Annotated in this window: 10 protein-coding genes; 3 read left to right on the top strand and 7 right to left on the bottom strand. The window is 56.5% G+C overall.

All coding sequences use genetic code 11. The features are described 5' to 3' along the window. The first annotated feature begins 231 nt into the window (after positions 1 to 231). A complete protein-coding gene (locus tag PT275_RS06040; protein WP_277153267.1) occupies positions 232 to 663 on the top strand; it encodes a chorismate mutase in 432 nt (143 codons plus the stop codon). 286 nt (positions 664 to 949) lie between these two features. Continuing rightward, the gene (locus PT275_RS06035; RefSeq protein ID WP_277153265.1) at positions 950 to 1,816 is read left to right on the top strand and encodes a hypothetical protein; all 867 of its coding nucleotides are present in this window, start codon (positions 950 to 952) and stop codon (positions 1,814 to 1,816) included. A gap of 107 nt (positions 1,817 to 1,923) precedes the next feature. On the opposite strand, the gene valS is transcribed toward PT275_RS06035, so the two are convergent. The 4 genes from valS to PT275_RS06015 form a co-directional block, all read right to left on the bottom strand. Then, positions 1,924 to 4,674, bottom strand: coding sequence for a valine--tRNA ligase (gene valS / locus PT275_RS06030; protein ID WP_277153262.1), 2,751 nt, complete (start codon positions 4,672 to 4,674; stop codon positions 1,924 to 1,926). Positions 4,675 to 4,742: 68 nt separating this feature from the next. Then, entirely contained in the window at positions 4,743 to 6,272 is a 1,530-nt protein-coding gene (locus tag PT275_RS06025; protein ID WP_277153260.1) for an ABC transporter substrate-binding protein, read from the bottom strand. A 226-nt stretch (positions 6,273 to 6,498) separates the two neighbouring features. Beyond that, the gene (gene nth, locus PT275_RS06020; protein WP_277153258.1) at positions 6,499 to 7,167 is read right to left on the bottom strand and encodes an endonuclease III; all 669 of its coding nucleotides are present in this window, start codon (positions 7,165 to 7,167) and stop codon (positions 6,499 to 6,501) included. A 121-nt stretch (positions 7,168 to 7,288) separates the two neighbouring features. After that, complete coding sequence (locus tag PT275_RS06015; RefSeq protein WP_277153256.1) at positions 7,289 to 8,047, bottom strand: response regulator transcription factor; 759 nt, start codon at positions 8,045 to 8,047, stop codon at positions 7,289 to 7,291. Between the two features lie 319 nt (positions 8,048 to 8,366). Between PT275_RS06015 and PT275_RS06010 the strand changes: the two genes are divergently transcribed. Continuing rightward, positions 8,367 to 9,296 (top strand): hypothetical protein, encoded by a 930-nt coding sequence (locus tag PT275_RS06010; RefSeq protein WP_277153253.1) that lies wholly within the window; start codon positions 8,367 to 8,369, stop codon positions 9,294 to 9,296. Positions 9,297 to 9,304: 8 nt separating this feature from the next. Here the strand turns inward: PT275_RS06010 and PT275_RS06005 are convergent, their stop codons facing one another. The 3 genes from PT275_RS06005 to PT275_RS05995 form a co-directional block, all read right to left on the bottom strand. Beyond that, a complete protein-coding gene (locus PT275_RS06005; protein WP_277153251.1) occupies positions 9,305 to 9,874 on the bottom strand; it encodes a manganese efflux pump MntP family protein in 570 nt (189 codons plus the stop codon). A 470-nt stretch (positions 9,875 to 10,344) separates the two neighbouring features. After that, a complete protein-coding gene (locus tag PT275_RS06000; protein WP_277153249.1) occupies positions 10,345 to 10,839 on the bottom strand; it encodes an inorganic diphosphatase in 495 nt (164 codons plus the stop codon). Between the two features lie 250 nt (positions 10,840 to 11,089). Continuing rightward, a complete protein-coding gene (locus tag PT275_RS05995) occupies positions 11,090 to 13,303 on the bottom strand; it encodes a maltotransferase domain-containing protein (RefSeq protein ID WP_277153247.1) in 2,214 nt (737 codons plus the stop codon). Positions 13,304 to 13,608 lie beyond the last annotated feature (305 nt).

Genomic DNA, 13,608 nt, shown 5'->3' with positions numbered 1-13,608 from the left:
CAGCATTGCGCTATGAACAGCATCCGGCCTCGGTTGGATGCTGTTTGTGTATATGGCTGCTCGTGGTGTACCGAATCGGCGATCGGCGATGTGGATATGTTTTGTTTGCCGATCTGCTTCAATCTTTATGTCGTGATGATTTGTGCGTGATGATTTGTGGTGGGTTGGATCGTTGATTTGATTTATCGTCACGTGTGGTTATCGGTGGGGCTCTTGTCGTATGGTGAATACATGACTGATTTTTCCGGATCCAACGACACCGGTGAGGCCAAGGACGCCCCACAAGTTGCAGGCTGGCGTGACACCACCATCGACGACGCGCAAGAGCAGACGAACCCGCAGACCGCGCAGGCCGTCGAACGCATCAAGCAGTTGCGCCAGTCCATCGACAACGTCGATACGGCCATCGTCTCGCTGCTTGCGGAACGGTTCAAATACACCGCTGAAGTCGGCGTTCTGAAAGCGCAGGCCGGATTCGCGCCAGAGGATCGGGAACGTGAGAATCGGCAGGCCAAACGGCTTAAAGAAGTCGCCGTCAACGCTGGCCTCGATCCGAACATCGAGGAAAACTATCGCGAATTTGTGGTGACTGAAGCCAAAAAACGCCATCAACGCATTGCCGACGCTGGTGGCGACCCCGGCGTGCTCGACATTTACGCGTGAGAGGGCTTTGAAGGTTTCCGCACATCACGCTATCGGTGGACGATGGGGAGGCCGAACAAAAGCAAAATTGTAATATCGTTATGATGGTTTTATAACAGCTTAGTTGCCTGGAAACGGTTGTAGGTCGTTTGTTTTGGCGCCTTCATATAATAGACAATATGATTCTGATGGAGTGAATATACATCAAATGATGATGTTTTTTATTCTGGTTATGCTTGGGAAATGAATTTCCAAAAATGATAGAATGCGTCGTAATAGGTTTAAAAATGTTGGCAGGGAGGCTGGTATGAGCAAGAAACACGGCAAGAAGATTGTCAGCAGAAAGAGCTTTAAAATCGTCGACAACATCGATACCGCACAGAAGCGGCTCGAAGACCGAATGTCCCTGATGCAGATGGCGATGGACGAATACGACGAAATGCTGGGAGGAACGTTGGATCGCTCGGTTTCGTGGTATCTGATGTGCTCGTGGCATGGGCTTTCGACCATCCAAAGCGCGGTCCTGATCGCGCGTCTCGCCACGCTGCTTGATGCCTCGCAAACCGGCCACAAATGGACACCGTTCGTTCATGCCCATCAGGGCAAGCACGGCCTGGAAATATACGCCAGGAAAGACAAGTCGAAGCGTGAGAAGGGGCCGGCGTTCGACGTCAAGCACATTCGCATGGTCATGCGTTCGGTGATGACCAAAGACAAACTCAGGACAATCAGTGACGAACAGGTGATGCGGTTCGCCCGCACGCTGCAGGACATCGCCGCGCGTGAAGAGGAGCGTGAGGCGAAGAGCGATCGGAAGGACAGCCCGATTTCCCCCGGAGCCGTTGCGTTTGAGGATGCCAAGGAATATGCCGATCCGGACGCATTGGATGACGTCGACGATGTTGACGACGGTGGTGAAGCCGATGACATCGACGGTGAAATCGACGTCGAGGCATCGGACGGATTGGGCAATGCCGATGCCGTCGCGGAGGATGCGGCTGATTTGGCCGAGGAAACCGGTATCGATCCCGATGACGATTTCGACGACGCCATTGATACGGAAGGCGGAAGCAGGAAAGATTTTTCTCACAATGATCCGCTGGGCGATGTCCCTAGGCTCAAACGCTTGATCTGGGCACCGGTGGCATTAAACAGCCGATTAAACTGGTGCTGAAGACTCAACGTAAGAGACTCAACGTAAGAGGGGTTGCACTTTTCAATAAGTGCAACCCCTCTTGATATATGTTCTTGTCATCAGCCTTGCGGCGGGCGCTCGTTTGTCTACTTCTTCTTCGGCTTCTTGGCCGGCGGTTCGCCGAGTTCGGCGTCGCTGACGTTCACCACGATTTCGTTGTCCGGGGTTTCGGCCGAATTATCCACCGCGACGGTAAGCGGACCGGTGACCTTTCCTGCTTCGGCGATGTCGGTAAGGCTTGCCTTAACGGCCTGCTTGCCGGCTTCCGGGACATTAAGCGTGGCCTTCAAGATCGGGGTCTTCATCGAGACCTTCGCCTGCGACTTCAAACCGCGAAGCTCCGCCAACGCCTTACCTGCCCAGACGAGCATATCCGGATCGGCATCGCCGGCGGCGGCCTCGTAAGGCTCGGCCTTTGGCCAGGCGGCGGTGTGTACGGAGCCTTCGCCCGCGTGCATCCAATGCCAGACCTCTTCGGTGGCAAACGGCATGTATGGTGCGAAAAGACGCGCGAACGCCTCAAGGCCCAAGCCCAGCGTCGTGCGGGCGGACTTCACGGCGGCCTGTGACGGCGTTTTGCCGGTGGAATCGGCCGTGCCGTAGGCGCGGTTCTTCACCAGCTCGATATAGTCGTCGCAGAACTGCCAGAAGAACGTCTCGATGAGTTCCAGCGCCTTGGAATGTTCATAGGCATCCATCGAGGTGGTCGCCTCGCGGATTACGGCGGCCAAGCGCGCCATCACCGCACGGTCAAGCGGTTCGGTAACGTCGGCCGGGTTCCAAGCAGCGGTGGCGGCGGCGCCGACATGATGGTTGTCGTCCTCGCGGCCGATGGCCAGTGCGAACTTGGTGGCGTTCAAGAGCTTGATGGCCAGGCGGCGGCCGATCTTCATCTGTCCTTCGTCGTAGGTGGCGTCAAGACCAAGCTTGGCGGAGGCAGCCCAATAACGCACTGCGTCGGCGCCGTACTTCTCGATCGGCTCCTTGGGAACAACCACGTTGCCCTTCGACTTCGACATCTTCTTGTGGTCTGGGTCGAGGATCCAGCCGGAAAGCGCAGTGTGTGCCCACGGCAGGCAATGGTTCTCAAGATGTGCGCGATCCATCGTGGTGAAGAGCCAGGTGCGGATGATGTCCTGTCCTTGCGGGCGCAGATCCATCGGGAAGGTGGCCTTGAAGAGGTCCTTGCTTTCCTGATCTGGCTCCTCCCAATGCGTCACGATCTGCGGGGTCAGCGACGAGGTGGCCCAGGTGTCCATGATGTCCTTTTCGGCGGTGAAGCCGCCGGGCACGTCGCGCTGGTCCTCGCTGAATCCGTCCGGCACATCGTTGGTCGGATCGATGGGCAGCTGATCTTCACTCGGGGTGATCGGGTGATCGTAATCCGGCTCGCCGTCGGCCTTCACGGGGTACCACAGCGGGAACGGGACACCGAAGAAGCGCTGGCGCGAGATGAGCCAGTCGCCGTTCAGGCCGTTGACCCAGTTCTCATAGCGCACGCGCATGAAGTCAGGGTGGAATTGCAGTTCCTTGCCGCGCTCCAGCAGTTCGGCGCGCAGCTTCATATCGGTGCCGCCGTTCTTCAGGTACCACTGACGCGAGGTGACGATTTCGAGCGGCTTGTCGCCCTTCTCGTAGAAGTTTGTCATACGCTTGGTGGGTTTCGGCTCACCGTCGAGATCGCCGGATTCGCGTAGATGCTCGACGATGATCTTGCGGGCTGTGAAGGTGGTCTTGCCTTCAGTCTCCTCGAAGATTTGCTTGCCGCCCTCGTCTTCAATCCAGTCCGGCACGCTCATGATGATGCGGCCGTTGCGCTGAATGATCGGACGCAGCGGAAGGTTCAGGTCACGCCACCACTCGATATCGGTTTGATCGCCGAAGGTGCAGCACATCGCGATGCCGGCGCCCTTGTCCATCTCGGCGGCGGGGTGCGCCAGAATCGGCACCTTCACCTTGAAGAGCGGGGAGTAGACGTACTGGCCGAAATACTTCTTGTAGCGTTCGTCGTCAGGATTAGCGATCAACGCGCCGCAAGCGGCCAAGAGCTCCGGGCGGGTGGTCTCGATGTAGATCGGCGTGCCGTCCTCGAAGCGGAAGGCGACGCGGTGGTAGAAGCCGTCATATTCGCGGCTTTCCAGCTCGGCCTGTGCCACTGCGGTCTGGAAGGTGACGTCCCAAAGGCTTGGCGCGTCCTTCTGATAAGCCTCGCCGCGCGCAAGGTTGCGCAGGAACGCCTTCTGTGCCACGCGCTGCGGGTGCTCGCCGATGGTGTGGTAGGTCTGACGCCAATCGATGGACGTGCCCAAGGAACGCCACAGCGCCTCGAACTGCTTTTCGTCCTGCGCGGTCAGCCGCTCGCACAGCTGAACGAAGTTCTTGCGGCTGATCGGCACCTGGTCGCGGGCCTCGATCTTCTTGCCCTGGGTTCCCTCGAACGGCGGCTTGAAATCGGGATCGTATTTGAGCGACGTGTCGACGCGCACGCCGTAATAATTCTGCACGCGGCGCTCGGTGGGCAGGCCGTTGTCGTCCCAGCCCATCGGGTAGAAGACGTGCTTGCCCTTCATGCGCTCGTAGCGGGCGATGACGTCGGTGTGGGTGTAGGAGAAGACGTGGCCGACGTGCAGGCTGCCCGAAACGGTGGGCGGCGGGGTGTCGATGGAGTAGACGGCCTTGCGGTCCGGCTGGTCGTTGCCATCGCGCGGAATGTCGAAATCGTAGGTGCCGTCATTATCCCATTCGGCACGCCATTTGTCTTCCAAGCCGTCGACACCGACCCTGTCGGGAAGGGGCGAAAGGTTTGCATTGATAATGCTATTGTCCTGATCAGTCATAACGTCCAATTTTAGAAAGCAATGGTGACATAGGCGCAATATCGGTTGGCATGTGGGCGCCGGTTTAGTTACTTCGTCCTCACATCGCGCAGCGGCAGGAATTCGTCGGTCATGTTCTTGGGGTAGCCGGTGACATTGGTGTCGGCGACGACCATGCTGCTTTCGGTGTAGAACCAGGCGCTTCCGGCGTCGGCACTCACTGTTTTGGCATAGGCGCGCAGGTTGCGCTGGTAGTCAATGTCGTTGGGCGAAGCGAGTGCGTTGCGGTAATCCTGTTGCGCCTGGCTGTTCTGGTAGCCGAACCGGCCGTTGGCGAACGCGCCCAGGTCGTCAGGCCCCTGCATGGTGACGATGGCCATGCTGTAGTCGCCGTTGGCGATCCGCTGGTTCAGGGTGTTGTCATCCACGACTTGCATCACCAGATGGAAATTGGTCGGTGCGAACTGCTTGACGACCTCTTGGCCAAGCGATTCGTATTCCTGCGGCACAAGGAAAGTGTTGTCGCCGACGTACTGGCGTTTGTAGTAGTTGATATCGTTTTCGCCCTCGCTCAGATTGTGCGGGTAAAGGGCGGAAAGATCGTCGTAACCGGGTTCCAGCGGACTGATCGGGCCGTTCAAAACGGTTGCGGCGTTGGGCTGGTCGCGGGTGATGGCGGTGTTGTCGAGGATGTAGCGCACGGCCCAGCGCGTGTGTTCGTCGGAGAACAGGGCATCGGCGCTGCTGTTGAGAGCCAGCGTGACCTTGGAAGTGGTCAGACCTTTGGAAACGGTGTATTTTTTGTTGTCTTCAAAGGATTTCGGTGAATCGGTGGGACGCAGCACCGCAAGCTGGATCTCCCCGCTCTGCATGGCCTTGTTGAGCGTTTCCACGGAATCGAAATAACGCAAGGTTATCTGCGAAGTGGCGGACTGCTGCTTCCAATACAAAGGGTTGCGTGACAGGACGATGGAATTGCCGGGGTTGAAGCTGTGCACCGTGAACGGGCCGCTGCCGCCGGATTGCCTGGTGTAGTTGACGCTCGACGTCGAATCGTAGATGATGCCGGCGCGTGAGGAAAGCGCGCGCAGAAGCCTTGGGTTGGGGGCGGAAAGCGCGATCTGCACCGTTGAAACGTCGGGGTTTTTCACCGATTTCAGACCGGTAAGGTCCTCGGCGCCGGCATAGTTCTTGTTGAGGATCTGTTGCAGCGAATAGACCACGTCGGTGGAATCGAGCGCGTCGCCATTGGCGAAACGCATGTCGGAATTGAGCGTGAACGTATAGTTGAGGCCGTCTTTGGAGACGTCCCAGCTTTTGGCGATGGACGGGACGAGCTTGTTGTTCTGATCGCGGCCGACAAGGGTCTCGTAGACGTTGCCGATCAGCGCCTGATCGAGTTCCTTGCCCCTCACCGTACGGATGTCAAGTGATTGCGGGGCTTGGCTGTCGAGGCCGACGGTGACTTCCGATCCGGAATGGAGCAGGGTGGCGTTGGAAGGCAGGCGGTGATCGAAATGGGCCCAGCCAACGCCCACGAGGGCAAAAAGTAGCGCGGCAACGCCGATGAACGCCAGACCTCTCTTTGGCCCGTTCATTTGCTGCTTATGCCGTGACATGGGTCAAAAGTCTACTAGCCGGTGCTGAACGATTCCTGAAAATCATCGAAACGTATTAATAATATCAGTTTTTGATAATAGTTTGGGTGTGGGCTCTGTGATGTAGGTGTGGCTTGATGAAATCAAAAGGACATGGTTCTGACTTCCGCGCTTAGCTGGTGTGCGTGGACAAAGATGGAACATTGCGGGTTCCGACACCTCTCAGATCCCACGGAATATTGCGATTTCAGAGCGGGTGGAAGGCGGAGGGGCAGGTGTCGTTCAACAGGCACGATTCGCAGTCGGGGTTGCGCGCGGAACAGACGCTGCGGCCGAACAGGATAAGACGATGGGAAAGGTTCGACCATTCCTCAGGTTCGAAATACTGTGTGATTTCCTTCTCGACCTTGACCGGGTCCGGGTGCTTGTTGCGCCAGTCCGTGCGCCAGCGCAGACGGCCGGTCACGCGGATGACGTGCGTGTCGACGGGGAAACCGGGCACGCCGAACGCGTCGCCCAGGACGACGTTGGCGGTTTTGCGCCCGACGCCGGAAAGCGTGGTGAGTTCTTCCATCGTCTGCGGCACCACGCCGTCGAAATCACGGACGATCTGCGCAGCCAATTCGATGATGTGGGCTGATTTCGTGTGATAGAAACCAAGTGGATGAATGATGTCCTCAATGCGTTCCGGGTCGGCCACCGCCAGCGTTTCGGGCGTGCCGTAATCGCGAAAAAGCTCTGGCGTAACGCTGTTGACCCGCACATCGGTGGTCTGCGCGCTCAAGACGGTGGCGACCAGCAGGTGGAACGGCGTTTCGTAATCGAGCGTGCACATCGCGTCGGGAAACATCCGGCACAGCACGTCGTATTCGGCGTGGATACGCTCACTGCGTTGCGCTTTGGTCTCCCTGGGCATCGGCTTCCGTTCCTTGGCTATCGATATGTTTTGCTATCGAATTATTGTTGGATAACAAGGTCATTATTCTGTTCGTCACTATAGGCATAGAAATATGATATTTCTATTTATTCTGCGGAATTCAGACGTTATTTGCGTTGTCCTCGCCGTCGATTTCAGCGCTATCGGCGTCGCTTCCGTCGTCCGGAGGATCGAAGCGATAGCCGACGTTGCGTACGGTGCCGATCATGTGCTCGTATTCGCCACCGAGTTTGGCACGCAGGCGACGCACATGGACGTCGACCGTTCGCGTGCCGCCGTAGTAGTCGTAGCCCCACACTTCCTGCAACAGCTGGGCGCGGGTGAAGACGCGGTGCGGATGCTGGACCAGATACTTCAGCAGTTCGAATTCCTTGTAGGCCAAGTTGACCGGTTCGCCGTTGAGCGTCGCCGTATAGCCCTTCGTGTCCACCACCAGATCGCCGGAGCGAATCTGCCCGTCCTCACGATAATTGTCGCGTTCCACGGACGCGCGTGTGGTGGTCGGCACTGCCTGACCACGCTCGCAGACCAGCCGCAACCGTCCCTCAACCTCGGCGGGGGAAGCGTTGCTGACCATGACATCGGCCACGCCCCATTGGACGTTGATGGCGGTGAAGCCGCCTTCGGTGATGATGGGAATGATTGGAATGGAAAGCCCGGAAGCATGAATCAGATTGCATAGCGTCTTGGCGTTTGCAAGGTCATCGCGCGCGTCAAGGAAAAGAATGGTGTTCTCGGGAAGTTTCACCAGGCTCGCGGCGTCCATCGGCAGCACGCGAACGCGATAGGAAAGCAGTGCGAGACTCGGCAGCACGCTCGCGGGGTTTGGAGCCATCGTCATCAATGTCAAGTCGGTCATTGAGCCCCTTCCCTCCCAATTGTGTTCCCCGTTGGCTTTTGCAGGTGCGTCGTTTCCGGCTTCCCTACGCATAGCTCGACACCATGTGTACGACGTCATTGGGGTTTATGCGATTGATTTATATTGTACTTGTTGGTTGTGGACACTGCCCGCTACCATATTTCTTATAGAAAACCCTGTTTGTGTCGGTCGTGTTACGCCGGAGTTTCTGCGGTTTTGAGGGCTGGCGGGCAGTTAGACAGCAGGGCTTTGAATGACGGAATTTTCATGGCTAGAATGGCATGAAAAGCGAGTGATATGAGACGGAACGGAGTTACGTATGGCTGCTGCGGCGAATGGCGATGACAATGGTGCTGCTGGGGTGACGGGTTCCGCAGGTGCTTCCGTTGGTGCAAAAAACAGTGATTCTGCACAATCTGCGTCGTCTCTAAAAGCCACTGGATCCGTACGCTCGGTGAAATCTGTGGTATGGCTTGAAATCACGGTCTATGTCATTATCGCGGTGATGATTGCGGTGTCCTGCTTTGTGGATGGCCAAGTGCAGCTTACCATTGCGGAACTCATCGCGCAGATGTTGGTATTTGGCCTGATTTTCTGGCCTATGCGTGGTTCGATTGTAGATCGGTTTATCGGTATACTCGGCGGCGAGCTTATGATTTACGGCACGCAGACGGTGCTCTTGAATTTACTGCCTAGAACTGGTGTGACGCATGGTATCCATCGGGCGCAAATCGGCCGATTCGATGAGGTTTCTGTCGGAAGCTTGCTTCATGCCTGCACGCTTTGGGCGGGTGCTTTGCTGGTGGCGCTTGCCGTTTTTGTTATTTTGGGATTCCTTCACCAGATGCTGCGCCGTGAGCGGACGAATATGGTGCTCTCCCTTTCACAAAGCCTCATGATCAATGTCGCCGTGGTTGCCTCTTCCGGTTGGGTGTTCCTCCCGGTGTTGCTGCGCTATTTCTCAGGAAATCTGAAAGATACAAAGGTTTCCGATACTACGCAGATCGGTATTGTAGCGGTTGTTGTCATTGCTGCTGTCGTGCTGCTGGCGGCGCTGGCGTGTGTTTCGATGCGTTGGTGGAAGGATTACAATGCCGCACAGCAGCCAGACCGTAGCGAAGTTGTTCCGCATTGGGATGTTGATGAACGCCGTCGTTATGCATGGATTGGCATCGGTTTCGCGCCGATCATGTACGGTGGCTTTGTTGTGTTCCTTGCGCTGGTTGCGTTGCTTGTTTTCCTTGGATGATTGGTAAATCACCAGGCGATGATGCCAAGGTGTTCCAGCAGGGTTTTCAGACCGATGAGGATGAGGACGATGCCGCCGATGATCTGGGCGGTCTGCTGCCAACGCACGCCGATGATGTGGCCCAGGTAAAGGCCGGCGATGGAAAAAGCGCCGGTGATGACGCCGATGATGGTGGCCGCGACCCAGATGTTAAGCGGCATGAACTGGAAACTCACACCCACTGCAAAAGCGTCGATACTGCAGGCGACGGCGAGCGGGGCCATGTGGCGCCAGTCGAATTGCGCGGTTTCCTTGGCGTCTTCTTCGGGTTCGCCAAACGCCTCGCGGATCATGTTGCCGCCGATGAGCGCAAGCAGACCGAAGATGATCCAGTGGTCGACGGCCTCGACGTATTTGCCAAATAACGAAGCAAAGAAATAGCCCAGAATAGGGAACAGCGCCTGGAATCCACCGAACCAGAGTGCGGTTTTGACGGCGTTGACCGGCCTGACGTGTTTGGTGGCCAGCCCCTTGCCGATGGCGATGGCGAAGGCGTCCATAGAGACGGACACTGCGATAAGCAGGATTTCGACGATCATAAGCTTGCGTTTGCACTTTCGTGTTCATCCGCAGCACTATATCGGAAACGGTGACGTTGATTCGTCATCGCCGCATGTCGCACGCGGATGGGCCTCGACGGTTGCCCGCCTACGCCTTGTGTTTCGGCATTGAGAACTGCCGGCAACTCCTTACTGTTCCGGCTTTGAATTCCCGATATGAATACCGTTCGCATGCCACAATTGTTGAATCCAGTATAGTACTTGACTGGCGATAGTGAATTATTCTATCGTTTCGCGAAAATCTGCTGTAGCAAACGATGCTGGTCGAATCTCTTTTGCACTGGTTGTATTATTTTTATTATTTTAATCGTTATGATTGATGGTCGAAGCAAAACAAAACCGGAACGATGCATAGTGCATGTTCCGGTTTAGGCAGCTATCAATGCCGAATGGTTTCTAGTTAATGGTCATCATTCAGCAACCAGCCGATGTTTGAGATAAGCCGATGCTCACTTCTTGGAAGCGGCGAGGCGCTCGCGGGAAGCCTTGATCTGCTTTTCGGCTTCGGCAACGCCGGTCCAGTAATCGCCGGGCATGACTTCCTTGCCAGGCTCCAGCGCCTTGTACTGCTCGAAGAAATGCTTGATTTCGGCCTTGTGATATTCGTTGACGTCGTCGACATCCTTGATGTCGTCGAAGCGCACGTCAGCAGGCACGCACAGGACCTTGTCGTCGCCGCCCTCTTCGTCCTCCATATGGTAAAGGCCCACGGCGCGGCACTTGATGACGCAGCCAGGGAACACAGAATTCGGGATCATGACCAAGGCGTCAAGCGGATCGCCGTCCTCGCCCAGCGTGCCCTCGATGTAGCCATAGTCATCCGGATAGCCCATCGCGGTGAAGAGGGTGCGGTCGAGCACGATGCGGCCGGTTTCCTGATCCACTTCATACTTGTTCTTCGATCCGCGCGGAATCTCAACGAGGACATTGAACGTTTCAGCCATGTTTACTCCTTTTGAACGTACGTTGTTTGTACGGTTTTGTTACCGAAACCAAGTCTAGCGCAGATACTCGCCGTTGGAGGTTGGGTGACCCGCTATGGAACCTGGCGTCTATCAAAATGCCCAGCTTATCGATTACGAATGATGAGGTCAGCTCTGTGAAACCTCCTTTTCTCATGGCAATCGAAAGGTGGCGAATTGATTTTGGTTCCTTATTCGGTTGGCTTTATACCCTTTATATCATCTGTGAATCTCATGCTTCTTGTGTGTTGTTGACACTGAAAATATAAGCTGGACGCTCGGCGGGGTCGAGGGTAACCTTGTTGTTGCTCGACCAAGTGAAGCTTGCGTCGCCGAGCTCATCGTGGACGTCGAAGGTGTGGTCGCGGGGCAGACCGAGCGTTGCCGGGTCGAAGTTCACTTCCGAAGTGTGCGCGGCCTTGCAATCAAGGTTCACCACGACGATGAGAGTATCGCCGAGCGTTGGGTTTGCTGTATCGGGGCTGGCCGTATCGCTCGGGGTTTGTTCTCCTGTGCTATTAGCGCTGATAGCGCTCGCGTCGTCTCGTTCGTCTGCTGCGTCGGCTGGCATCGGCGGAATATGGCGTGCGAAGGCGACGATGTCCGGATCGCTGGTCCACAGCATCATCAGGTCGTGATAGCTGCGGCAGGCAGAGTGGGCGTTGCGAATGCGGTTGAGTTCGGTGAGCAACGTGGCGATACCATATTTATCGGCCTTGCCCCAGTCGCGCACCTTGATTTCGTACTTCTCGTTGTCGGCCTGCTCCTCGCGGCCTTCCTGCTGGCGGTTCTCCACGAGTTCATAGCCGTTGTAAATGCCCCATGAAGGCGAACCCATGGCCGCCAGCACCGCGCGGACCTTGTGCCCCTCAAGCCCGTTGTCGCGCAGGTAATCGGTGAGGATGTCGGGCGTGGTAGGCCAGAACGTGTTGCGCTGGTAGTAGGCTTCGTCGCTGTTGGTGGTTTGCAGGTATTCGGCGACCTCGTCCTTGGTGTTGCGCCAGGGGAAGTAACTGTGGGATTGGGTGAAGCCCGCGAGGCTCAACGCGCGCATGATAGCCGGGCGTGTGAAGGCTTCGGCCAGGAAGAGGATTTCCGGGTGCTTACGCTGCACCGCTTCGATGACATCCTGCCAGAAGCGGACCGGCTTGGTATGCGGGTTGTCGATGCGGAATATCGTAACACCGGCGGCAATCCAAAGATCCATGATGCGCTCGGTCTCGGCTTCGATGCCGGGCATATCGATGTTGAAATCGATGGGGTAAATGTCCTGATACTTCTTCGGCGGGTTCTCGGCGAAGGCGATGGTGCCGTCAGGCTTGTGACGGAACCAGTTCGGATGTTCCTTGACCCACGGATGGTCAGGCGAGCATTGCAGTGCGAAATCCAGCGCGATTTCCAGCCCCAGCTTGTGTGCATAGGCGCAGAACGCTCTGAAATCGTCCATAGTGCCGAGCAGTGGATCGACGGTATCGTGTCCGCCGAGTGTCGAACCGATGCCGAAGGGGGAGCCGGGGTCGGTTGGGCCTGCGACCAGTGCGTTGTTTCGTCCCTTGCGATTGGTGACGCCGATGGGGAAAATCGGTGGTAGATAGACCACGTCGAATCCTTCGGCTTTTGCACGATCAAGGCCTGCAAGTGCGGTTTTGAGCGTTCCCTGAGTGATTTCACCGGTTTCAGGATTTCGTGTCGCGCCTTCTGAGCGCGGGAAGAACTGGTACCAAGCGGTAAAGCTTGATTCGGGACGTTCGACCTTGAAGCGTTGTGGGGCGCTTTCGGTAAGTCCGTCGCGCAGCGGATTCGAATGATGTAATGCCTCGATGGCCGGGTTGTCGGCGGCGGAAAGCCTGGTTTTGTTGTCCAAAGCACCGTCGGCCAGCTGCCGGGATGCCTTGCGCAGGACGTCTTGCTGGGTGTTGCTCAGCCTGGCGTCTTCGTTCTCGGCCCAGCGTGCAAGTAGTTGAGAGCCTGAAACCAAGGCGTTTTCAGCATCGTCATCCACGTCGACCTTGATTCGGGCATCAGCCAGCCAAGAGGCATATACATCCTCCCAGCCTTCCAGTGTGACCGTCCATTCGCCGAGTCGGTTCCTGACTTCATCGAAACCCTTATCCCAAGGCTTGAGATTGCTGGGGCTGCCGGCATTGAGATCGGCTTTCCATAAGTCAAGTCCGGGATTGATGCAGGTCATCGCAACTTTTCGGCTGATTACGCCGTGCGTGTCGCGCAAAACCGCGGTGGCACCCGTGTGGCTGCGGCCTTCGATGAAGATCTGGGCCGTGACGGTGAACATTTCGCCCAATTCGACTTTGGCAGGGAACGACCCGCGTTCGCTGCAAGGCGTCATCGACAGGATGACTATCCGTCCGAACTGCCCCGGAGCGCTGACGGGAATACTCGGCGTTGCCGGTTCTCGGAATTCGTGGTTGGTTGTCTTGGTTGGCATTGTGCACCTGCCTCATCGTTGTCGATGTTGCTGAATCGTTCTGTATGGTTCATTGTAAAGGCAGGTTTGAAGGCCTTTTGGCATTTTCAAGGTTTACAGAAGAATTTGTGGATAACTATTTTATTGTAATGCATAATTGTTGATAATCATGTGGATTAATGAGGCAAAGATTGTATGAAAACGCCGAAATGTGGACAGTGAAAACAAGGTTATCCACAACACGCCGAGACTCCGATCATTCGACCACACCACCAAAAATCGACGCGGAAATCTCTGCGGGTATGCAACGATGAGCAGTATCGCAT

Origin of the sequence: Bifidobacterium sp. ESL0745 (assembly GCF_029433335.1) — a bacterium.
Lineage (GTDB): Bacteria > Actinomycetota > Actinomycetes > Actinomycetales > Bifidobacteriaceae > Bifidobacterium.
Note: the sequence above shows the minus strand (reverse complement) of the source record. Positions and strands in the feature narration are given on the sequence as shown.

Excerpts from the sequence above, each read along its gene's own strand:
- PT275_RS06040 (WP_277153267.1), top strand. The coding sequence starts at position 232 with ATGACTGATTTTTCCGGATCCAACGACACCGGTGAGGCCAAGGACGCC.
- PT275_RS06035 (WP_277153265.1), top strand. The coding sequence starts at position 950 with ATGAGCAAGAAACACGGCAAGAAGATTGTCAGCAGAAAGAGCTTTAAA.
- valS (WP_277153262.1), bottom strand. The coding sequence starts at position 4,674 with ATGACTGATCAGGACAATAGCATTATCAATGCAAACCTTTCGCCCCTT.
- PT275_RS06025 (WP_277153260.1), bottom strand. The coding sequence starts at position 6,272 with ATGTCACGGCATAAGCAGCAAATGAACGGGCCAAAGAGAGGTCTGGCG.
- nth (WP_277153258.1), bottom strand. The coding sequence starts at position 7,167 with ATGCCCAGGGAGACCAAAGCGCAACGCAGTGAGCGTATCCACGCCGAA.
- PT275_RS06015 (WP_277153256.1), bottom strand. The coding sequence starts at position 8,047 with ATGACCGACTTGACATTGATGACGATGGCTCCAAACCCCGCGAGCGTG.
- PT275_RS06010 (WP_277153253.1), top strand. The coding sequence starts at position 8,367 with ATGGCTGCTGCGGCGAATGGCGATGACAATGGTGCTGCTGGGGTGACG.
- PT275_RS06005 (WP_277153251.1), bottom strand. The coding sequence starts at position 9,874 with ATGATCGTCGAAATCCTGCTTATCGCAGTGTCCGTCTCTATGGACGCC.
- PT275_RS06000 (WP_277153249.1), bottom strand. The coding sequence starts at position 10,839 with ATGGCTGAAACGTTCAATGTCCTCGTTGAGATTCCGCGCGGATCGAAG.
- PT275_RS05995 (WP_277153247.1), bottom strand. The coding sequence starts at position 13,303 with ATGCCAACCAAGACAACCAACCACGAATTCCGAGAACCGGCAACGCCG.